The organism is Fictibacillus nanhaiensis, assembly GCF_019801215.1.
In the GTDB taxonomy this organism is placed as follows: domain Bacteria; phylum Bacillota; class Bacilli; order Bacillales; family Fictibacillaceae; genus Fictibacillus; species Fictibacillus nanhaiensis_C.
In genome coordinates this window covers 473,182-494,834 of sequence record NZ_JAHVJO010000002.1, presented here as the reverse complement: position 1 = coordinate 494,834, position 21,653 = coordinate 473,182, and the positions used below count along the sequence as shown (strand labels likewise).

General features: G+C 36.7%; 17 protein-coding genes and 1 pseudogene. 17 read left to right on the top strand and 1 reads right to left on the bottom strand.

Annotated elements, in window-relative coordinates; genetic code table 11:
* The first annotated feature begins 9 nt into the window (after positions 1-9).
* The 11 genes and pseudogenes from KUV80_RS11015 to KUV80_RS10965 form a co-directional block, all read left to right on the top strand.
* A complete protein-coding gene (locus KUV80_RS11015) occupies positions 10-726 on the top strand; it encodes a GNAT family N-acetyltransferase (RefSeq protein WP_246625194.1) in 717 nt (238 codons plus the stop codon).
* 59 nt (positions 727-785) lie between these two features.
* Positions 786-1,982, top strand: a complete 1,197-nt coding sequence (locus KUV80_RS11010; RefSeq protein WP_222462754.1) for a glycosyltransferase family 4 protein — start codon at positions 786-788, stop codon at positions 1,980-1,982.
* A 44-nt stretch (positions 1,983-2,026) separates the two neighbouring features.
* Positions 2,027-3,436, top strand: a complete 1,410-nt coding sequence (locus KUV80_RS11005; protein WP_222462753.1) for a hypothetical protein — start codon at positions 2,027-2,029, stop codon at positions 3,434-3,436.
* A 50-nt stretch (positions 3,437-3,486) separates the two neighbouring features.
* A complete protein-coding gene (locus KUV80_RS11000) occupies positions 3,487-4,806 on the top strand; it encodes a glycosyltransferase (protein WP_222462752.1) in 1,320 nt (439 codons plus the stop codon).
* The gene (locus tag KUV80_RS10995) at positions 4,778-5,662 is read left to right on the top strand and encodes a glycosyltransferase family 2 protein (RefSeq protein WP_222462751.1); all 885 of its coding nucleotides are present in this window, start codon (positions 4,778-4,780) and stop codon (positions 5,660-5,662) included. Before KUV80_RS11000 ends, KUV80_RS10995 begins: the two co-directional genes overlap by 29 nt.
* Before the next feature lie 50 nt (positions 5,663-5,712).
* Complete coding sequence (locus KUV80_RS10990; protein ID WP_222462750.1) at positions 5,713-6,741, top strand: polysaccharide biosynthesis protein; 1,029 nt, start codon at positions 5,713-5,715, stop codon at positions 6,739-6,741.
* A complete protein-coding gene (locus KUV80_RS10985; protein WP_222462749.1) occupies positions 6,738-7,682 on the top strand; it encodes an NAD-dependent epimerase/dehydratase family protein in 945 nt (314 codons plus the stop codon). The genes KUV80_RS10990 and KUV80_RS10985 overlap by 4 nt, the downstream gene beginning before the upstream one ends.
* Positions 7,683-7,790: 108 nt before the next feature.
* Positions 7,791-8,651, top strand: a complete 861-nt coding sequence (locus tag KUV80_RS10980) for an SDR family oxidoreductase (RefSeq protein WP_222462748.1) — start codon at positions 7,791-7,793, stop codon at positions 8,649-8,651.
* Positions 8,652-8,657: 6 nt separating this feature from the next.
* Positions 8,658-9,785: a non-hydrolyzing UDP-N-acetylglucosamine 2-epimerase gene (gene wecB / locus KUV80_RS10975; RefSeq protein WP_222462747.1), complete on the top strand. Its 1,128-nt coding sequence runs from the start codon at positions 8,658-8,660 to the stop codon at positions 9,783-9,785.
* 87 nt (positions 9,786-9,872) lie between these two features.
* Positions 9,873-11,291 (top strand): hypothetical protein, encoded by a 1,419-nt coding sequence (locus tag KUV80_RS10970; protein WP_222462746.1) that lies wholly within the window; start codon positions 9,873-9,875, stop codon positions 11,289-11,291.
* Between the two features lie 3 nt (positions 11,292-11,294).
* Positions 11,295-12,375, top strand: a pseudogene (locus KUV80_RS10965) (nucleotide sugar dehydrogenase); the annotation flags it as partial.
* Positions 12,376-12,773: 398 nt separating this feature from the next.
* Here the strand turns inward: KUV80_RS10965 and KUV80_RS10960 are convergent.
* Positions 12,774-13,562 carry an AraC family transcriptional regulator gene (locus KUV80_RS10960; protein ID WP_222462745.1) on the bottom strand — a complete coding sequence of 263 codons (789 nt, stop codon included), beginning with the start codon at positions 13,560-13,562 and terminating at the stop codon, positions 12,774-12,776.
* 178 nt (positions 13,563-13,740) lie between these two features.
* On the opposite strand from KUV80_RS10960, the gene KUV80_RS10955 reads away from it, so the two are divergent.
* Genes KUV80_RS10955 through KUV80_RS10930 form a run of 6 tightly spaced genes read left to right on the top strand, consistent with a single transcriptional unit; the run spans position 13,741 to position 21,643 of the window.
* Positions 13,741-14,892: a mandelate racemase/muconate lactonizing enzyme family protein gene (locus KUV80_RS10955; protein ID WP_222462744.1), complete on the top strand. Its 1,152-nt coding sequence runs from the start codon at positions 13,741-13,743 to the stop codon at positions 14,890-14,892.
* Between the two features lie 22 nt (positions 14,893-14,914).
* The gene (aldA, locus tag KUV80_RS10950; protein WP_222462743.1) at positions 14,915-16,348 is read left to right on the top strand and encodes an aldehyde dehydrogenase; all 1,434 of its coding nucleotides are present in this window, start codon (positions 14,915-14,917) and stop codon (positions 16,346-16,348) included.
* 26 nt (positions 16,349-16,374) lie between these two features.
* Positions 16,375-17,706: a lyase family protein gene (locus tag KUV80_RS10945; RefSeq protein ID WP_246625192.1), complete on the top strand. Its 1,332-nt coding sequence runs from the start codon at positions 16,375-16,377 to the stop codon at positions 17,704-17,706.
* The gene (locus KUV80_RS10940; protein ID WP_222462741.1) at positions 17,699-19,225 is read left to right on the top strand and encodes an aldehyde dehydrogenase family protein; all 1,527 of its coding nucleotides are present in this window, start codon (positions 17,699-17,701) and stop codon (positions 19,223-19,225) included. Before KUV80_RS10945 ends, KUV80_RS10940 begins: the two co-directional genes overlap by 8 nt.
* A gap of 30 nt (positions 19,226-19,255) precedes the next feature.
* Entirely contained in the window at positions 19,256-20,431 is a 1,176-nt protein-coding gene (locus tag KUV80_RS10935) for a Zn-dependent alcohol dehydrogenase (RefSeq protein ID WP_222462740.1), read from the top strand.
* A 24-nt stretch (positions 20,432-20,455) separates the two neighbouring features.
* Positions 20,456-21,643, top strand: coding sequence for an iron-containing alcohol dehydrogenase (locus KUV80_RS10930; RefSeq protein WP_222462739.1), 1,188 nt, complete (start codon positions 20,456-20,458; stop codon positions 21,641-21,643).
* Positions 21,644-21,653: the final 10 nt, after the last annotated feature.

The window sequence follows — 21,653 nt, the reverse complement described above, 5'->3', positions numbered from 1 at the left end:
TTGGAAAATATGGGAATATCAGTAACTTTTAATGAATTGAAATGGGATACAGACTTTTTTGGTGTTGCTAGTGCGAAATCTACTCTGCATAAACCTCTTACATTAAATGAATGGCTTGAATTAAATACTAGGTTTAAAGATTATCAGTTTATTTCAATCATGAATATGAACTCTGAGCCCATTAATGCACAGTTAATTGGGAAAAATACTACAGCATTTTTGGTAGATATAAATATACAATTTAAGAAAAAATTGTTAGCTTTAGATGAGAAATCAAAGAACGTAACAATACACCAAGCACTAGAAAAGAATGATCAAATCATAAAGATAGCAGATTTCCAGTTCTCGAAATTTACAGAGGACCCTGAATTAGCTAAACGTGGTGGGGATCAGGTCTATCAACAATGGCTTATTAATTCTTTTGAAAAGACTGACAAGTTTTATGCATTATCTAAGGATGAAATAGGCGATATTAATGGTTTTTTATTATTTTCGTATGTAGATAATGCATGTGTAATTGAGCTAATTGCTGTGTCTCAAAAAGAAACTAAAGGTGGTATTGGAACTAGCCTATTTAAGGCAGTAGAATACGGAGCATATCAACAAGGTGTTAAAGAAATTAAGGTTGGCACCCAATTACGAAACTTGGGTGCAATTAACTTTTACCATAAAGTTGGTTGTAAACAAGTTGGGTGTCACCAGGTTTATCATTTGTGGAACTTTTAGTGGAACTCTAACTAATTATACGAGAAAATGGTGTGCGGCAGAAAATGAGGAGAGATATTTTGAGAGTACTATACATTGCGACTTCTTTTCCAGAACCAGATAAGGGGGCTACTATTTATACAGATTTAGCAGAGGCATTAAATGAAGCTGGTCATGAGATTACAGTAGCTGTATCGGAACAGGCTAGAAATAAACAACATACTGAAATGAAGAAAGAACGAGGTTTTGATGTACTACGTATTGTGACCGGAAACTACTATGATGTTAGTTTTATAGAAAAAGGTATAACTACTTTAAAAATCCCAATTTTAATGAAAAAAGGTATTACTAAATTTCTAGGAGACAGAGAATTTGATTTTATTTTATTTGAAGCTCCTCCAGTAACCAATGCTGGTCTTGTTGCATGGGCTAAGAAAAAATTTCACTGTCCAGCCTATTTAATGCTGAAGGACATTTTTCCACAAAATGCAGTAGATTTGGAAATTATAAAGAGTAATGGATTATTGTATAGATATTTTGCGGCAAAGGAAAGAATGTTATATCGCACTGCTGATATTATTGGATGTATGTCAGTTGCAAACAAAAACTATATAATTGAACACAATGTTTGGTTGGATAAAGGGAAAGTAGAAATCTTCCCGAACACAAAAAAACTAACAAATAATATTAAAGATAGTGGGTTTCCCATGCGAGAACGCTATGGTATTCCTCATGAAGCCTGTGTTTTTCTTTTTGGAGGTAATATGGGGAGACCACAGTATATAAAGTTGTTGTGTAAGGCAGTTGAGGAGTGCAAAAATGATGAGGAAATATATTTTCTTTTCATTGGTAGAGGGACAGATAGGCATAAGTTAGAACAGACAATTAGAAAAGAAAAAGTTAAAAATGCCCTTTTAATTGAAAATCTACCCAGAGATGAATACGAACAGATTACAAAAGAATGTAATGTAGGACTAATCGTGTTAGATCCTAGATTTACAATTCCAAACTATCCTTCCCGAATTTTATCCTATATGGAGTATAGCAAACCCGTACTTGCAGCTACAGATAAGATCACTGACCTTCGAGATTTAATAGAAGAGTCCAACTGTGGTGAATGGGTATGGTCGGGGGATGCCGATTCTTTTGTATCAAAAATTAAGGCGATGGCAATAAGTAAAGAATTGTCAATTAAAGGGAGTGATGGACGTAAATTTATTGAAAGTAACTTAAATTTGCAACGTTCAATTGATATTTTAGAAAAGCATTTTAATTAAGAGAAGTTCTACAGTTGATTATTTTAGATAAAGAGGTTTAATTAATGACTGAAAAACAGATGTTAGAAACTAAATCAGATCAAAGTAATAATCCTCAATCAATAAGAAATAGGACAAGGTTTAATCTTCTAAAACCATTATTGGTTGCTGAAATTTATTTTATTTTCACCCTTATTTTATATACATTTGGACCTACAACTTGGATAAATACCAATCCATATTTTCTTTATACATTTTTATTATTATATCAGCTGTTTTTTTCATTCGGGTATTTATATGAAATAAATAAAGCCCGTATTCCTATTGGTTTAGATTCGAAAAAGGAAAATTTAATAACTTCCAATAGTATTAAAATAAAGCGATTTATTAAATTTATTATCATTTTCGGAATAATAATGACCTCTATAAGCACAATTACTTATACAAATATATCAATCTTTTCATTATCAGCACTAATAGACCAGACAATCAATGGAATTACAAATCCACTTTCCGCTTATAAAGAATCATTTGGTGGTGGAAGTGAAGGCGGAATAATTTTTCTAATAATTGTACTCACGTCTCCCATAACTTGGGCTGCATTTCCTTTGTCGGTAGTGTATTTTAAAAGATTAAATATTTCCTATAAGGTACTTGTGATAATTATGTTTTCATTAGAGGCAATGCGATGGATTATTATGGGTAGAAACAAGGGTGTATTTGACTTAGCTATAATAATTATTTCTATTATATTAATAAGAAAAATGCAGAATAAACATGAAAATATAAACAATGAGGTATTTAAAAAAAGGGAAACAAAAGGAAAAAAAAATATATTATTAATATTGATATTACTTACTTTATGTATAAGTTATTTTACAAATGCAATTGGTGATAGGACAAATAATCATTCTTATTATAGTGTCAATATGGATGCTCCCTTAATGAAGATTAGCCCGGAATTCTTCCATCCAACTTTAATTTATCTTACTTCTTATCTTACTCAAGGATACTATGCTTTTTCGAGAATCATTGAAATACAATGGACACCAATGTTTGGAATTGGGAATTCAATGTTTTTAATGTCCAATTTCAGTGATTTATTTAATAATGACATGTTTCAATATACGTATCAGTCGAAGTTGGCCTTAAAGGGTATTAATCCAATGTCCGCTTGGCACAGTTATTATACTTGGATAGCAAACGATGTACATTGGATTGGGGTGCTTATAATTATGTTCTTATTAGGTAGATTTTTTGCCTTTGTAGTTAAAAAGTGTGTTGTTGAAAAAGAAATTATAGCATACCCTTTATTGTGCTTGATGTTCATACTAATTTTTTATTTTCCAGGAAACAACCAAGTTTTTTCACAACCAGTTACATTTATGGCATTTTGGGTTCTATCTTTGTACTGGCTAATGATCAAGAAAAGGATAGTGTTCACAAGGTCAGTTTGGGGTATGGCTGATAAATAAAAATCCGGGTTAACATTAATAAAACAACCATTAATGAGGGGGGAGATGTATTGAATATAGTAGTTATGACGGGAAGTTATCATCCTAAATACTCCGCTAACTCAAGGTGTTTAGGGAATATTGTTGAGGAATTAGAAAATAATCATCATATTACAGTGATTAGCAATGATCCCAGTGAAAACAATAGTAGGGGGCAATACCGTAATCATGAAATAGTAAGGGTCAGTACCTTAAGACAAAAGAAAAGGAAAAAGATAGAGAAAAAAATAAATAGTAGTACAGGGATTAAGAAAACTTTCTGGAAGCAGTTGTTGACTTTTAATAAGGTGATTCACGTGTCAAAAACTTTAGTTTCTAGGTATACAGTCGAGTATGAATTAGTTGAAGAATATTTACAGGCTTTGAATTCTATTGAGGATGAAATAGACGTTATTATACCGGCATGTAATCCAATTGAAAGTATATTAGCTGCTCAAAAATATAATTCTAGCAAACTCGATACCATAAAAATTATTCCCTTTTTATTTGATAAATATAGTACGAGCAAGACAGCTCATTGGTTTGATTTTAATAGAAGTTTAAAAATGAAAAACCATTTACAATTGGAAAAGAGAATGATTGAACAAAGTAAGGCAATATTAACGTATTTTTCGTGGGCAGATCATATAAAGAAACATTTTGCACAGTTTGAAAAAAAGATAACTTATGTAGAACACCCTTTAATAAAGGAAATTGATGATATAACAGAAAATAACGTAATTGCACAAAGTGGGGAAATCTCTATAGTATATGCAGGTGGATTAAGCAGAAAAATTCGTCATCCACAATATACACTTGATTTGCTCAAAGAGATAATAGATGTAAATCAATCTGTAATGCTGCACTTATTCATTACAGGGGATTGTAATCAAATTGTTAATGAGCAAATTAAAGGATTTAGTGCAAACATTGTAAATCATGGTACTGTTACTAGTAAAGAAGCTATCAACGCGATGAAAGGTGCTTCGTATCTTTTACTAATAGGTAATCATGATATTTCACAAATGCAAAGTAAGGTCTATGAATATATGTCTTGTGGTAGACCAATTATTCTGCTGTATAAACACAGTGAGGATCCTATTATCAAGGTTTTAGAAAAATATCCGTATGTTTGTATGCTAAAACAGGATAAACAATTGATAGAAAGTAATAAAAAGACACTTCTTTCATTTATAGAGAGTAATTGTACTTCATATATCAATTTTAATGACATAAAAAAGATATACTACGATTCTACTCCAGAATATATTGCGAATAAACTTATTAAAGTAATTAATGAGAATAATGGTGGTGAAACCCAAATTGATAACACTTATCATGCCAGCGTATAACGAAGAGAAAAATATAGCTGAAGCAATAAATAGTGTACTCTCACAGAAGTACAAGAATTTTGAATTACTAATAGTTGATGATGGTTCGACTGATAGGACAGGACAAATTGTAAATGACCTTGCTGCAAAACATAGTGAGAAAATTGCCTTTTTCCAACCGGGGAAAATCGGGAAAAATGCAGCATTTAATTTAGCTGCTAAGCATGCTAAAGGTGATTGGTTTTATTTTATGGGTGCCGACGATTTGATTCCTCCAGATGCTTTGCAAAATTGGATGAAATATGTGGAGCAAAAAGATTCAAATAAGAGAATTGCCGTTTGTGGTAGAATGAGAGTCTTTTCCACAAATAAGAAGTATGACAGACTAATACTGCCTAAAAATATGAAGACATTTAATTGGAGTGGACCTCTAACTTTAATGTCAAAAGGGATGCTTAGCGAAGTTACTCCTATACCGACAAAATATCCTAATGAAGATACTTGGTGGTCTTTGTGTATACGATTTTTTGCAGAAGAGCGAATAAGAATTGACGACATTATCGTATATTATCGAATTCATGATGGTAACGCAATTTCAAGAAACTCAAATTATTCAGTCTTTAATGATAAATACCATTCTCGCCAGATTGCAATCGAAGAATTTCTAGAACGTTACAACAAACGATTGAAACAAAAAGAACAAAAAGAGTTAAGTACAGAAATAATGTTAGAGAATTATAGATACAATGGTGAAATGTTAAAAATTATTTTTTTAATTAATTGTGGATTCAAGAAAAAAGTTCGTGCATTTTTCTTTTCCAATGCACTATTTTTTAAGATTAAGAAAAAACTTGATAGGTTGATGTTAGGTCATTGATTAAATATTTCCTATTCTAAAAAAAATTTGAAAAGAAGGGAATAACATCTATGTTTAAGGATAAAACATTATTAATTACAGGTGGAACAGGTTCATTTGGACATGCAGTTTTAGAGCGATTTCTTGAGACTGATATCGGTGAGATACGGATTTTTTCTAGAGATGAGAAGAAGCAAGATGATATGCGTAAAGAATATAACAATAATAAAATTAAATTTTATATAGGAGATGTACGTGATCTTCAGAGTGTGAAGAATGCTATGCATAGTGTAGATTATATTTTTCATGCAGCAGCATTAAAACAAGTACCTTCGTGTGAATTTTTTCCTTTAGAAGCAGTAAAAACTAATGTATTGGGGACAGAGAACGTTCTAACTGCGGCAATTAATGAAGGAGTAAAAAAAGTTATTTGTCTTTCAACAGACAAGGCAGCGTATCCTGTTAATGCAATGGGAACATCTAAGGCAATGATGGAGAAGGTATTTGTAGCAAAGTCTAAGACTGTACCTGAGGAGAGAACACTAATTTGTGGAACTCGTTATGGGAATGTATTGTGCTCACGCGGAAGTGTTGTTCCTCTCTTTATTGAACAGATTAAAGCAGGAAAGCCAATAACTATTACTGACCCTAGCATGACTAGATATATCATGAGTCTTGAAGAGGCTGTGGAATTGGTGATATTTGCATTCCGAAATGCTAATTCAGGCGATATTATGATTCAAAAAGCTCCTGCATGTACAATTGGTGACTTAGCTCAAGCTGTAAAAGAGCTTTTTAATCCAAGCACAGAGACTGGAGTAATTGGCGTAAGACACGGTGAAAAAATGTACGAAACTCTTCTAACGAGAGAAGAATATTCAAAAGCAATAGATATGGGAGGGTTTTATAAAGTACCAGCTGATCAGCGTGATTTAAACTACGAAAAGTATTTCTCAGACGGGGACGTAAAGCTTGCAACTTGTGGAGAATATAACTCAGATAATACAGAACGATTAAATGTTGAACAAATAAAAGCTAAACTCCTTACTCTTCAATTTATAAAAGATGAAATACGAACATGGGAGGCACAATTAGTATGAAAGCACTAGTAACAGGTGGAGCAGGTTTTATCGGATCAAATGTTGTAAAGTATCTACTTGAAAGAGAGTGGGAGGTCAGGGTAATTGATAATCTTTCATCAGGTTACAAATACAACCTAGATGGGTTAGATGTTGAATTTATTGAGGGTGATATTTGTGATCCGCAAATTACAATGAAAGCATGTGAGGGCAGAGATGTAGTCTTTCATTTGGCTGCGTGCGTTGGAAGGCAAAAGTCTCTTGATGATCCACAACTTGATTCAAATATTAACCTTCTAGGTACTGTAAATATACTAGAAGGAATGAGAAAACATGGAGTTAAACGAATTGTTTATTCATCTTCTGCTGCAATCTTTGGGGAATTGATTACCCCTACTATTGATGAAAATCATCCTCAGAATGCTGATTCACCATATGGAGTTAGTAAGCTAGCAGCTGAAAAGATGATTCTTGCATATAGCGGAATATTTGATATAACTGGTATTTGCTTAAGGTACTTTAATATATACGGTGTTAATCAAAGATATGATTTATATGGAAATGTAATACCTATCTTTGCAAAACGTATATTTTCAGGAGAACCAATAACTATCTACGGTGATGGAGAGCAGACTAGAGACTTCGTAAATGTTTGTGATGTTGCAAGAGCTAATTATTTGGCTGCAACAACAGATAAGGGAACTGGTGTTTACAATCTAGGAAGTGGTAACAGTATCACTATAAACAAGCTTGCTGAAATGATGCAAGAAATGAGCGGTATTAATGTAGGTGAAAAATACGAATCTATGAGACCAGCTGATGTAAGGCATTGTAAGGCTAAAACAGATAAAGTAAAGAATGAATTAAGATTTGAGACTTCGATTATTTTAGAAAAAGGTCTGTTAGAATATATGAGTTGGTTTAAAGAAAACTGTGTGAAACTGCAGACCATAAAAATGTAAATAGAAATACAAACTAAACGTGAGGCCTTATTTAACTCAAAAAATGATGGGGAGGCCTCTTCATTATTGAAAGATTAGAGTTTAATAAAAGGTTGAAGGGGCTTTAAGATGAAAATACTAGTGCTCGGAGCAACTGGAATGGCGGGACACACTATAGCAATCTATTTTAAAGATGCTGGATATGATGTAACCACTTTTACTCGTCGTAAGTTTGAATACTGCAATAATATTATTGGGGATATCACGGATTTAAATCTTGTAGAAAATGTTGTGCAAGAAGGTAAATATGATGCAGTTATTAATGCGGTTGGTATCTTAAATAAAGATGCAGACGATAATAAATCCCTTGCTGTTATGATAAATAGCTTTCTTCCACACTATTTAAGTAATATTACGAAAGACTTAAAAACAAAGGTTATTCATATGAGTACAGACTGTGTTTTTTCAGGAAATACAGGTGGATATACTGAGTCATCATTCAAAGATGGAGAAACTTTTTATGATAGATCAAAAGCAATAGGAGAACTTGATAATAATAAAGATTTAACATTTAGAAATTCAATAATTGGCCCTGATTTGAATGAAAGCGGCATAGGCCTCTTTAATTGGTTTATGAAACAAGAGGGACAAGTTAATGGATACACAAAGGCTATATGGACTGGAGTTACAACACTTACTCTGGCCAAAGCTATGGAAAAGGCTTTAGAAGAAAACTTAACAGGATTATATAATCTAGTAAATAACGAAAGCATTAGTAAGTTTGATTTACTTGTACTTTTCAACAAACACATGAAGGATGATAGATTAGCTATCTTGCCAAATGATTCAGTTAGGGTTGACAAATCACTCATTAACAATAGAAAAGACTTTTCTTTTGTAGTACAGAGTTATGAACAAATGATTATTGAAATGAAAGAATGGATTGAAAAAAATAAAGAGATTTACCCACATTATTTGAATAGAGGATGAGCAATAGTGCGTAAATTAAAATTAATGACAATCGTCGGTACACGCCCGGAGATAATTAAATTATCAGAGACGATTAAAAAATGCGATAAGTATTTCAAACATATTTTGGTTCATACAGGTCAGAACTATGATTATAACCTTAATGAAGTGTTCTTTAAAGAATTAGGATTAAGAGAGCCAGATTTTTATTTAGAGGTAGTAGGAGATAATCTAGGACAAACTATGGGGAATGTGTTAGCTAAATCATATGAAATCATGGTGGAACAAAGACCGGATGCAATTCTAGTATTAGGGGATACAAATTCATGTCTAAGCGTAATTTCGGCAAAGAGGCTTAAAATTCCAATTTTTCATATGGAAGCTGGAAATAGATGTTTTGATGAAAACTTACCTGAAGAGATTAATAGGAGAATTGTGGATCATACAAGCGACGTTAATCTCTGCTATACAGAGCATGCCAGAAGATATTTAAACTCTGAAGGAGTTCCTAAAGAAAGAACGTATGTGGTGGGCTCACCTATGGCTGAAGTTCTTAATGCAAACCTTGAGAAGATCAATGCTAGTAAAGTATTAGAACCTTTGGGTCTTGAGAAGAATCGATATATCTTATTAAGTGCTCATAGGGAAGAAAATATTGATAATGAACAGAATTTTATTGCATTAATGAATGCTGTAAATTCAATGGCAGAAACATATAATATGCCTGTTATTTATAGTACACATCCAAGAAGTAAGAAGTTTATAGAACAACGTGGATTTAACTTTCATCCAAATGTTAGAAGCTTACCACCTTTTGGTTTTTCAGATTATAACAACCTTCAAAAAAATTCATTCTGTGTTGTATCGGATAGTGGAACAATAGCAGAAGAGGCTTCCTATTTTAAATTTCCTGCTGTTTCGGTAAGGACTAGTACAGAACGTCCAGAAGTTTTAGATAAAGGAAATATCATAATTGGTAGCATAACAACAGAACAAGTTCTACAGGCAGTAGACATGGCTGTTGAAATGAATGCCAATTGCGATTTAGGAATTGATGTTCCAAATTATATTGATGAAAATGTAAGCATCAAACTTGTAAAGATTATACAAAGCTATACCGGGATTGTTAATAAAATGGTGTGGAGAAAATCTTAAGTTTCGGACATTGAATTAACCAATATGTGAAAGGTAAATTAAGTTTGATGTTAATTGTTCATTAACTATGAAAAGAGGATAAGAAAATTGAGCATTAAGTTAAAAGGTTTTGTTAGAAATTTTTCATATACTTTAACATCAAACTTGATCTCTTTTATCATTTCAACTCTAGTTATACTTATAGTGCCAAAATTAATTGGAGTAGAGGAGTATGGTTATTGGCAGCTATATCTATTTTATTCTGCATATGTTGGGTTTTTACATTTTGGTTGGAATGACGGAATATATTTAAGGTACGGTGGTAAGGAATATAAGGATTTAAATAAGAGAGTATTTTTTTCCCAGTTTTATATGTTGGTTATCTTGCAGATAATACTCGCTTTATTTGTTCTTCTCTATTCAAACTTCTTAATAGAAAGTTTCAATAGAGTATTTATCTTCCAAATGATTGCTATAAATTTATTTCTTTATAATGTTAGATCTATGCTTTTGTTTATCTTACAAGGAACAAATAGAATCAAAGAGTTTGCTCAAATAACAATGATAGATAAAATCTTATATATTGTTTTAATTTTTAGCTTCTTATTTTTTGAGGTTAGGGAATTTAAATTATTGGTAATTGCCGATTTAATGGGAAAGTTTATTTCTTTGATATATGTAATGTATTGTTGTAAGGATATCATTTTTCAAAAAATAAACTTATTCTGTTTTAATGTAAGGGAAACAGTGAGAAATATCAATGTAGGAATAAAACTCATGTTTGCCAATATTGCTAGCATGTTAATTATTGGTGTAGTGAGATTTGGTATAGAACGTACCTGGGATGTGGCTACTTTTGGTAAAGTTTCGCTTATATTAAGTATATCAAATCTTATGATGATTTTTATTAATGCAATTGGAATTATTTTGTTTCCAGTTTTGCGAAAAACTGACGAAAGAAAATTAGCAAATATATACTTAACGGTGAGAGATTTTTTAATGATTATATTGTTAGGATTATTAATTGCTTATTTTCCACTTAAAGTAGTTTTAACAGCATGGTTGCCAAAATATGCAGAGAGCTTAGTGTATATGGCTATATTATTTCCTATGTTTGTATATGAAGGCAAAACTGTATTATTGATAAATACCTATCTAAAAACATTAAGGAAAGAAAAATTGATGTTGAAAATCAATTTAATATCTCTTAGCTTAAGTGTCTTGCTAACATTTATTACAACTATGGTATATAGAAATTTAAATTTTGCAATCTTATCAATAGTGTTCCTCTTAGCGTTCAGATCAGTTATTGCAGAGTTATCTTTATCCAAAATATTGTCTATTTCAGTTTCTAAAGATGTGATTTTGGAATTATTAGTAACAATAACCTTTATATTATTAGGATGGTTGGTAGATGCTTGGTACACGGTCTTAATTTATACAGTTTTGTATATTCTTTATTTACTCTTAAAGAAAAAGGATATTGCAAAATCCATTTATAATGTCCGGATTTTGATAAAAGCTTAACCGTTAGATATTAATCAAGAAAAAGTAGATATGATTAATAATAAAAGATCTCCGATAATAGATAATGAGATTGAAGAATTCCTAGCAACAAAAGAATTAAACTTAATTGCAACAACGGACAATTATAAAGCATTTTATGATGAAGAATATGTAATCATTTCTACACCTACTAATTATGACCCGGAAAAAAATTACTTTAATACGAGAACTGTTGAACCTGTAATTGCTACCGTATTATCGATTAACCCAGATGCAGTTATGGTTATTAAATCTACAGTTTCAGTAGGATATACAGAGGCAGTACGAGGAAAATTTGAGACAGAAAATATTATCTTTTCTCCAGAGTTTTTAAGAGAAGGTAAAGCATTATATGATAATTTGTATCCATAGAGAATTGTTATTGGGGAACAGTCTGAGAGAGCTCAAGTGTTTGCTGATTTGTTGTTAGAAGGCGCAATTAAAGAAAATATTGATGTATTATTTACGAATTCCACAGAGGCAGAAGCTATTAAACTATTTGCAAATACTTATTTAGCTATGAGAGTGGCTTTCTTTAATGAGCTAGATTCATATGCAGAAGTAAGAGGATTAGATACAAAACAAATTATTGACGGGGTGGGATTAGATCCACGAATAGTTCCCACTATAACAATCCTTCCTTTGGATATAGAGGATATTGTTTACCTAAAGATACTAAACAGTTATTGGCTAACTATGAAGATGTACCTAATAATATTATGGCAGCGATTGTTGATGCTAACCGAACAAGAAAAGATCATGTCGCTGATATGATTATAAAAAGAAAACCTAAAATTGTTGGAATATATAGGCTCGCAATGAAAATGAACTTTACTTTAGACAGTCGGCTGTACAGGGTGTAATGAAGCGAATTAAAACTAAGGGTATTGAAGTTGTAGTATACGAACCTGCATTAGAAGAAGATACTTTCTTTAATTCAAGTGTTGTTAATAATTTCGAAGAATTTTAAAAAATCTCGGATGTAATCGTAGCTAATAGATTGACCAGTAATTTAAAAGAAGTTGAAGAAAAAGTTTATACTAAAGATTTGTTTAGTAGGAATTAATTGATACCTTGACGGTTCTCGTGCTTACATTTTTATGCCGTTGTTCCAGACTTTTATAGTAAAAGGACTGCAGAAGTTTGCAAATTGGTATGTGGATTACTACAAGTTAAAGTGAAAAGTATGACCCAGAGCAATTATTGCTTTGGGTCATTTATATATGAAAGAAAATATTATGATTTAGAAACGATGGTTGGTCTATTTTCCATATTTTGATTATCCATATTAGTTCTTGTTTCAATGGAATTTTTAATATCGCATTCATCACAAACGGGCATCATATTATGATACTTAAGAATTTCCCAATCAGTCTTATTCAATTTAATTCCACATCTTAAACAACGTATAATTTTTCTCAAAAAAATCTCCTACTTTTAAAATTTATGTATTATTTGTCATATTTATATCTTATGAGTCCTCCTAAACTGAGAAGGGCTCATTTTCATTTTCTTAGAGAAGATTCGGCTGAAATAAAATCCATTGTTGTATCCGCATCTGACTGCGATGTCCTCGATTGTACAATCTGTCTCTAATAACAACGTTCTTGCTTTTCTTAACCTTAATGACGTTAAATAATCAATCGGGGAAACGCCAACACTTGCTTGAAAACGCCTCGTAAATTGTACAGGGCTTAAATTAATGTATGTGGATAACTCCCGAATGCTGATTTCGGTATAGGCTTGTTCATGAATATGGGATAATGCCTGATTAATGATAGTGTCATAGATTTTGGGTTCTTCTTCAATTGTCACTAATTGGTTCTCCATGCTGTAAATCTGAAAGATATCGGTTAATAGGTGAGCTTTCCAGTGATTGCTGTGTTCACTCTCATTAAATGCGATATCTTTTAACCGCTCATAAGTGGACATCAGCCGTTCTGTATCTTTAAATTGCAGCAATCCCACAGGTAGCTGCTCTCCTGATAATCCCCTATAGGTAAACTGGAAAAAGTGAAATTTCAGCGGTGTCACGGCTTTTCTCTTCAACGGGATGTGTGGTGGACAAAGAATGATGTCACCCGGTTCAGCCTGTCCACTTTCTCCTAACACTTTATAGTCAAACGTCCCATTCATGATGCAAAAAATGCTGTAGTGAGGATAGGTATCTTCAGACAGGATAAAGTCTTCAATATGATCCCAATAGGAATGCTGCTTGATTTGTATATCATTTATCCGCCATAGCTCAGACATCTGTTTCACCGCCTTGTTGAAATAAAGTATATATACATGATAATTCAGTGCATGTAAAAAGTGGAGTATTTCTTGTATTATGATTACAAATTAATTTGAATGTTTAGAAAATACGTAAATGTAAGCGGTTAATTTACTATCTACATACGAAACTTTTACAGAGAAGGGCTGACACGATATGAAAATTACTGGAATTGAGACTAAACAATACTTGATGCCACTAGACCCTCCATTTAAGGCGGCTTGGGATCCGGAACCACGAAAGAAGTTTGCTTCAACGCTTGTATACGTGCATACGGATGAAGGCATTACTGGGGTTGGGTCTGGAGACTTGATGATGGGGTTAGAAGGTCACGAGCATTTGTTTATCGGGCAAGATCCTTTTGCAATTGAACGTCACTCGCAAGTGATCGAGAACATTGATTTTCATTATGGACGTTGCTGGCCTCTCGATCTTGCTCTTTGGGATCTGATGGGAAAGGCGACAGGACAGCCAGTTTATAAATTGTTAGGAGGAAAAACGAATAAGCTTCTAGCTTATGCCTCAACTGGAGAGATCGTCAAACCGGAAGAACGTGCAGAGCGAGCACTCCGTTTTGTGGACCAAGGTTTTAAGGCAATGAAGATCCGTTTTCACCATCAAGATGTAAGAGATGATATAAAGGTAGTGGAAGCTGTTCGAAAAGCGGTAGGAGATAAGCTTGAAATCATGGTTGATGCGAACCAAGGCTGGAAGATGCCATGGGATGTGGAACGCACATGGGATTTAAAGATGGCCCTTCAAGTGGCTCAAGAACTAGAGAAGCTGGATGTCTTCTGGTTAGAGGAGCCTCTTCCGTCTCATCAGTTTGGCTTGATGGCGAAACTTCGTGACAAAGTGGGCATTCGCATCGCAGGTGGTGAAATGAACCGGAACTGGTATGATTTTAGAGAGATGGATAAAGCACAGTCTCTGGATGTGTATCAGCCGGATGTAGCGCTTGCGGGCGGTATCACAAAAGTGAAGAAGATTGCGGACCTTGTGCAAGGAAGTGGGGCTTGGTTTAGTCCTCATACGTGGTCGAACGGCATCGGACTGCTTGCAAACCTTCATTTAGCCGTTGGTGTCAGCAACTGTCCTTACCTTGAGTTCCCGTATGATCCTCCTGCTTGGAGCAACGAACGAAGAGATTATGTGCAAAAAGAAAAACTGATGATTGATTCTGAAGGATATCTAGCTGCACCAGAAAAACCTGGACTAGGAATTGTTTTAGATGAAGAAGCGTTAAAGAAATACGAGATCAATCATTTTTACGTTGGAGAAAGCAGCACGACTTATCAGACGACGTAAGAAAATAAGAGGTGAACACAAGATGCAACAACATAAAGCGTATATCAAAGGAGAGTTTGTCGAGAGCTCAGACTTTTTAAAAGTAAAGTACCCTGCAACTGGGAAACTTGTCGCAAAAGTTCCTGCTCTTACAAAAGAAGATACAGAAGAAGCGATTGAAAGTGCACACGTTGCTTTTAAAGAATGGAAAGTAACGCCTTCTTATAAACGAGCACAGCACGTGATAAACCTGCTGACTCTCATGAGAAAAGAAGAGAACTTAGCGGAAATTGGAAGAGCAATCACGCTTGAAACGGGTAAGCCTTTAGATGCGGCAAAATCAGAAGTTTTTTACGGAGCGGACCTAGGTGAGTATCAAGCACAATGGGCGAGAAGAATTGAAGGCTCAGTTGTAGACAGTGATAGTATGAATGAGAAAATCCTTACGTATAAAGAACCTCTTGGAGTCGTGGTAACAATTATCCCTTGGAACTTCCCGATTTATGTGTTGATGCGTAAGGTGGTTCCGGCACTTATCGCAGGAAACACGGTCGTAATCAAACCGAGTATAAAGTCGCCGGTTTCCGCACTGATGCTTGCTGAACTATTTCATGAAGCAGGGTTTCCAAAAGGTGTTGTGAACGTTGTGACCGGACTTGATGATGTTGTTGGTGAGACTTTAACCTCTTCACCAAAAGTGAACATGGTGACATTTACGGGAAGTACGAAGGTGGGCAGACACATCGGAGAAAAGTGTGCAGGGAATATGGTTCGTACGTCACTTGAACTTGGCGGAAAAGCGCCAGCAATCGTGATGGCAGACGCGGATCTAGAACTCGCGGTGAGTGCTATTAAAAACGGACGACTCGCAAACAGTGGGCAAGTTTGTAACAATACAGAAAGAGTCTATGTGCATAAAAGTGTAAAAGAGAAGTTTACTGCGATGCTTTTAGAAAAGTTCCAGGAAGTTAAGGTTGGAGACGGACTCGAGACTCCAGACATCGAGATGGGTCCACTTATTAGTGCGAATGATGCGAAGCGAGTTCACAGTCTTGTTGAAGGAGCTGTAGAAGAAGGAGCTAAGGTTCTGTGTGGCGGTAAGATTTTAGAAGAACTTGGTGAAAGCTTTTACCCGCCAACTCTATTAGATAACTGTCATCAAGAGATGAATATCGTTCATGAAGAAGTGTTTGGTCCAGTTCTTCCGATCGTTACGTTTGATACACTCGACCAAGTACTGGAGAGGGCAAACGACTCGCAGTATGGATTAACGTCCAACATCTATACGAACAACTACAAACATGTGATGGAGCTTACATCAAGGCTCGAGTGCGGAGAAGTGTACGTCAACCGCCAGCAAGGGGAAGCGTATCAAGGCTATCACGGTGGGTGGAAGCAATCTGGTATCGGTGGAGATGACGGGAAACACGGTTTCGAAGAGTTCCTTCAGATTAAAACCGTTTATATGAAGTATTAAGTAAAGAAGGTGCCATCTTGAGAGAGATGAGAGTTGAGGAAGACGTGTTCGGTTCAGTTGAACTGCCGGCAGATGCTTTATACGGAATCCAAACCGTGAGAACAATTCAGAATCTATCATTCTCGAACCGGCCATTACACCAATATCCATCCTATATAAAAGCACTAGCTGGTGTAAAGAAGGCAGCTGCCTTGGCGAATTGTGAGGCTGGGTTGCTTCCTTCTGATAGTGTAAATGCTATTACGGCTGCTTGTGAGGATATTTTAGAGGGTGATCACCACGAACAATTTCTAATTGATGTTCTTCACGGCGGAGGTGGAATCGGGGCAAACATGAACGTAAATGAAGTGATTGCGAATCTAGCAAACGAGAAACTAGGGATAAAGCGAGGCAGTTATCATCCCGTTCACCCAATTGATTCTGTGAATCTATCGCAATCTACTTCGGATGTTTGCCATACAGGAATTCGAATTGCGATTATTCATGACTTTCAGGACCTTCATCGTGGAATAACGTTACTGATTGAAGAACTAGAGAAGAAGGTTAAATGTTTTATAGATGTAACGACAATTTCTCGAACTTGTCTTCAAGATGGAATGAGGGCAAGACTTAGTGACTTCTTTAGCGGTTACGTTTCCATGTTAAAAAGAAGATTATCTTCATTAGAAGAAAGAGTCGATCAGCTCCATTTCATTAATCTCGGCGCAACGGTCATTGGTTCAGGACTTGGAGCATCTCCTGAGTACCGTGCTGTCGTTTTAGATAAGTTGTGTGAAGTGATAGAAATGCCGTTAGGGCTGCGACAGAACTTATACGATGCTGCCCAGAATATTGACGATTTAGCCGCAGTCTCAAGTGAACTCAGGCTGCTCTCGACATGTTTAATCAAGATGGCAAAAGACTTAAGGTTATTATCCTCTGGTCCAGAGGCAGGATTTGGAGAAATTCAGCTGTCAGCGATTCAAGCGAGTTCATCCTTTTTCCCTGGCAAAATCAATCCTGTTGTACCAGAAACGGTAATCCAATGCTGTTTTCAAGTATTGGCAAGTGACCGAGCTGTTCAAGCAACACTTGAGCATGGTGAGCTAAACCTTAATGTGTTTGAAGGAGCAGCAGGCATCAACATTTTGGAAGCGTTATCAATGTTAAAGAGCACAATTACTACATTTCATAAAAATTGTATAGCAGGATTGGACGCAAACCGCGAGAGATGTGAAGAACTCTCCAACACGTTCATTCCTGTCATAATCGATTTGAAAGAACAATACGGATACGCTGCTGTTTCATCATTACTTAAGGAACAAGGCAGAGAAGGCGTGAAAAATTTAATAAGTAATGGAGGCGAGAAAAATGACTAAAGTAAATGAAGAAGTGCGCTTTAAAGGGATAAATCAGCCAAAGTTAGAGTGGGCGGAAAACTGGTTAAAAGAAACGAAGAAACTTTACATCAACGGCCAGTGGATGGATGCAACAAGCGGAGAAATTATCGCTTCTACGAATCCTGCGAACGGAAAAGTGAACGGTGTGTTTCAGGGTGCCACGAAGGAAGACATTGATAAAGCGGTTAAAGCCGCGCGTTATGCTTTTGACCACGGGCCCTGGGGAAGTTTTTCCCGAAAAGAACGTGCCAAGATTTTACGTCAGATTAGCGCATTAATTGCTGAACATCAAGCAGAACTTGCGACGCTTGAAACACTGGACAATGGAAAGCTCTACACAGAATCGTACCAAGACGATGTGCAGGAAGCATCCGATATCTTTGAGTATTACGCAGGATGGACGGATAAGTATTACGGCGAGAACAATCCCGTCGACGGTGATTTCTTAAGTTACACGACCCGTGATCCGATCGGTGTTTGCGCACAGATTGTACCGTTTAACTTTCCAATCTGTATGGCAGCTTGGAAACTTGCACCAGCACTTGCAATGGGGAACACGGTCCTCTTAAAACCATCTAGCACTACATCGTATTCTGCGATTCGTCTGTTTGAGATCATCGATGAAGCAAACATCTTGCCTCCTGGTGTGTTGAACTTAATTTTAGGAAAAGGGTCAATTGGTTCTCACCTGAGCCGACACATGGACGTGGATAAGGTGTCTTTTACAGGAAGTACGGGAGTAGGGAAACAGCTTGTTCATGATTCTGCAGACTCTAACTTAAAGCCTGTCACTCTTGAACTTGGCGGGAAGTCACCAAACATCATATTTAGTGATGCACCGGACTTAGATGCAGCGATTGAACGCTCGTTTTACGGACTCTTCACGCATAAAGGAGAAAAGTGTTCAGCGCCGACTCGTCTGTTAGTAGGGCGTGATATTTATGAAAAGGTGGTAGCAAAGATCGCGGAATTTGCAAATAGTTACAGATGCGGCGATCCGTTTCACCCCAACACGCATCAAGGTGCACAAGTCACAAAAGAACATATGCAATCTATTCTATCTTATATCGAGAGTGGGAAAGAAGAAGGAGCACGTCTTGTAGCGGGTGGTGAGCGAGATGTAACAGGCGAAAACGGTAACGGCTATTTTGTACGGCCGACGGTTTTTGCGGATGTGCACAACAAGATGAAGATCGCGCAAGAAGAGATCTTTGGGCCTGTGCTTTGTATTATTCCTTTTGACACAGAAGAAGAAGCAGTGACGATGGCGAACGATACGATCTACGGGTTAGCGGCAGGGCTGTGGACGCGTGATGTATCTCGGGCGAACCGAGTTGCACGGCGACTTGAAGCAGGTATGGTGTTTATCAATAAGTATGGATGCTATGACTTCGCGAGTCCGTTCGGTGGTTGGAAGCAAAGCGGCTGGGGCAAGGAATATGCTGTACATTCATTACAATCGTATACAAAAACAAAAGCAATTTGGATGGCCTTTTAAAAAACCATAGAGAAGATGAGGGAACAAGCGATGAAAATAAAGGCGGCTGTTATGGCAGGTGTTGGAATGCCTCTTACCATTCAAGAGGTTGACTTAGCGGATCCAAAAGCAAATGAAGTGCTTGTCAAAATCGAGGCAACGGGTGTTTGCCATAGCGATTTAAATGCAGTGAATGATGCAACGACCCCGATTCCGACCATTTTGGGTCACGAAGGAGCGGGAACGGTTGTATCGGTTGGGCCGAATGTGTACAAAGTGAAGCCAGGTGATAAGGTCGCGCTAAGCTGGGTGCCGTATTGTGGTACATGTGAGTTTTGTGTAACAGGTGCTGTTCATTTATGTGAATCAGCTTTCAGGCCAATGTTTGACGGTACATTACTTGATGGAACATCTCGGTTGAGTCGTAACGGTGAGAGGATCTATCACAATTCTCTCTTGTCTACTTTCGCTGAGTATGCGGTAGTGCCAGAGTTATCATGTGTGAAACTGCCTAGTGAGATGCCACTTGCCCAAGCTTCGTTAATAGGCTGTGGTGTAGCAACTGGCTACGGTGCAGCAGTTAATGCAGCGAAGGTGACACCTGGATCGACAGTCGCTGTTTTCGGAATCGGCGGAGTTGGAGTAAACGCTATTCAAGGTGCAAAGATTGCCGGTGCTTCCAAAATCATCGCATGTGACGTGAAGCCCGCCAACCTGGAGATCGCAAAGCAGTTCGGTGCAACGCATACGGTGAACGTGGCTGAAGAAGATACAGCAGAAGCTCTTCGCGAAATAACGGGAGGGTTCGGCGTTCACTTTGCAATCGATTGTTCCGGTAACACGCGTGCGACAGAAAGTGCTTGGAATGGAACACGAAAAGGTGGAACGGTCGTGGTGGTTGGCGCGTTCAATCCTACGGCTTCTCTTAATCTTCCTGCAGGCGGTTTCCATCGAGTAGGAAAGGTTTTAAAAGGAAGTTTTTATGGTGACACACAGCCTTATCGTGATTTTCCAACGATCGCTCAGCTCTATTTGGATGGCAAGTTTAAGCTAGATGAACTGGTTCTCAATCGTATCTCTCTTGATGATATCAACAAAGCGTTTGATTCGTTCCATGATTGCAACTGTATTAATGTCGGACGTTCTGTGATTGAGTTTTCACCGGCAGCCCCAATTTCGGCAGAAAAAATAGAGGTACAGATCGAAGTAACGAAGCTATCTCTTTAAGAGCGAGTAGAAGGAGGAAGTTAGTTGAGTACACCATTTGAGTTTTCACCTAAGACCCGTGTCGCGTATGGCACAGGGCGCTATCTTCAGATAGGGAATGACGTAAAAGGTTTATCGGGTGAAGGAAAGGCAGTTCTTGTGACAGATCCAGGGGTGGTTGCTGTAGGACTAGCCGATTTGGTTTTAAAAGCGCTTGAAGAAGGTGGGGTAGAAACCCGTCTATTCAGCAATGTACAAAGTGATCCAAGTGCAGCTTCTATTGATGAAGCAGCTGAGGTGATTCGTGAGTTCGGTGCATCGTGTGTGATCGGCCTTGGCGGCGGATCGGCTATGGACGTAGCGAAGATGGCATCATTAGTTGCCGGTGGCGAACAGCCTGCAATGCATTACGCATTAATGGCAAATCCGTTTCCTTTTAAAAAAATTAAAACGATTATGCTTCCAACCACATCAGGTACAGGGGCAGAAGTGACGAGTACAGTAGTATTCTCAACATTAGAAAAACGAAAGGTGTGGGGATGGGATACTAACATGGCTCCAGAACTCGCAATCCTTGAGCCGGAATTCACAAAAGCACTTCCAGGTTTTTTAACAGCTGCAACAACTCTTGATGCTCTCGTTCATGCGATTGAGGCATGTACAGGAAAGAGAACAAATCCATTTATTGAAGCATTGAGTTTACAGAGCGTTCAGCTAATCGCCGAAAACTTTGAAAAAGCTTTAGCGACACCAGATGACCTAGAAGCTCGCGGGAATTTAGCTTTAGCTGCGACTCTAGCAGGTTTGGCCATTGAGCAAGGCGGAACAGGCATCGCCCATTGCATGGGTCACGCTCTAGGGACGGTTGGGTATATCCATCACGGACGAGCTGTCGCGATCGCGTTACATGCTGCTTATGCTTGGAATGCTGAAGAAGCGGTTAGGATTCATGCGAAAATCGCTAAAGCAATGGGTGTTGACGCAGGGAATTTAACCGAAAAAGAATTAGCTTTAGCCGGAGCGAATGAATATAGCAGACTTGTTAAAGTAAGTGGTTTAAAGCTTTCGTTATATGATGATGGTTTAACGAAAGAAAATTTGACACCTTTCGTTCATACAATGCAATCTGAAGAGAACGCTCCGATGCTGAACAATAACTGCCGATCAGCAAGTGTAGAAGATTTACAAAGATTTGCGAGGAACATCCTAGAACTTCAACCTTTAGAAGCATAAGTTTTTATAT

Bases quoted from the DNA above. Each gene is read 5' to 3' on its own strand.
- KUV80_RS10945 (WP_246625192.1), top strand. From the start codon at position 16,375: ATGAGAGTTGAGGAAGACGTGTTCGGTTCAGTTGAACTGCCGGCAGAT.
- KUV80_RS10960 (WP_222462745.1), bottom strand. From the start codon at position 13,562: ATGTCTGAGCTATGGCGGATAAATGATATACAAATCAAGCAGCATTCC.
- KUV80_RS11005 (WP_222462753.1), top strand. From the start codon at position 2,027: ATGACTGAAAAACAGATGTTAGAAACTAAATCAGATCAAAGTAATAAT.
- KUV80_RS11015 (WP_246625194.1), top strand. From the start codon at position 10: ATGGGAATATCAGTAACTTTTAATGAATTGAAATGGGATACAGACTTT.
- KUV80_RS10955 (WP_222462744.1), top strand. From the start codon at position 13,741: ATGAAAATTACTGGAATTGAGACTAAACAATACTTGATGCCACTAGAC.
- aldA (WP_222462743.1), top strand. From the start codon at position 14,915: ATGCAACAACATAAAGCGTATATCAAAGGAGAGTTTGTCGAGAGCTCA.
- KUV80_RS10980 (WP_222462748.1), top strand. From the start codon at position 7,791: ATGAAAATACTAGTGCTCGGAGCAACTGGAATGGCGGGACACACTATA.
- KUV80_RS10940 (WP_222462741.1), top strand. From the start codon at position 17,699: ATGACTAAAGTAAATGAAGAAGTGCGCTTTAAAGGGATAAATCAGCCA.
- KUV80_RS10985 (WP_222462749.1), top strand. From the start codon at position 6,738: ATGAAAGCACTAGTAACAGGTGGAGCAGGTTTTATCGGATCAAATGTT.
- KUV80_RS10935 (WP_222462740.1), top strand. From the start codon at position 19,256: ATGAAAATAAAGGCGGCTGTTATGGCAGGTGTTGGAATGCCTCTTACC.
- KUV80_RS10990 (WP_222462750.1), top strand. From the start codon at position 5,713: ATGTTTAAGGATAAAACATTATTAATTACAGGTGGAACAGGTTCATTT.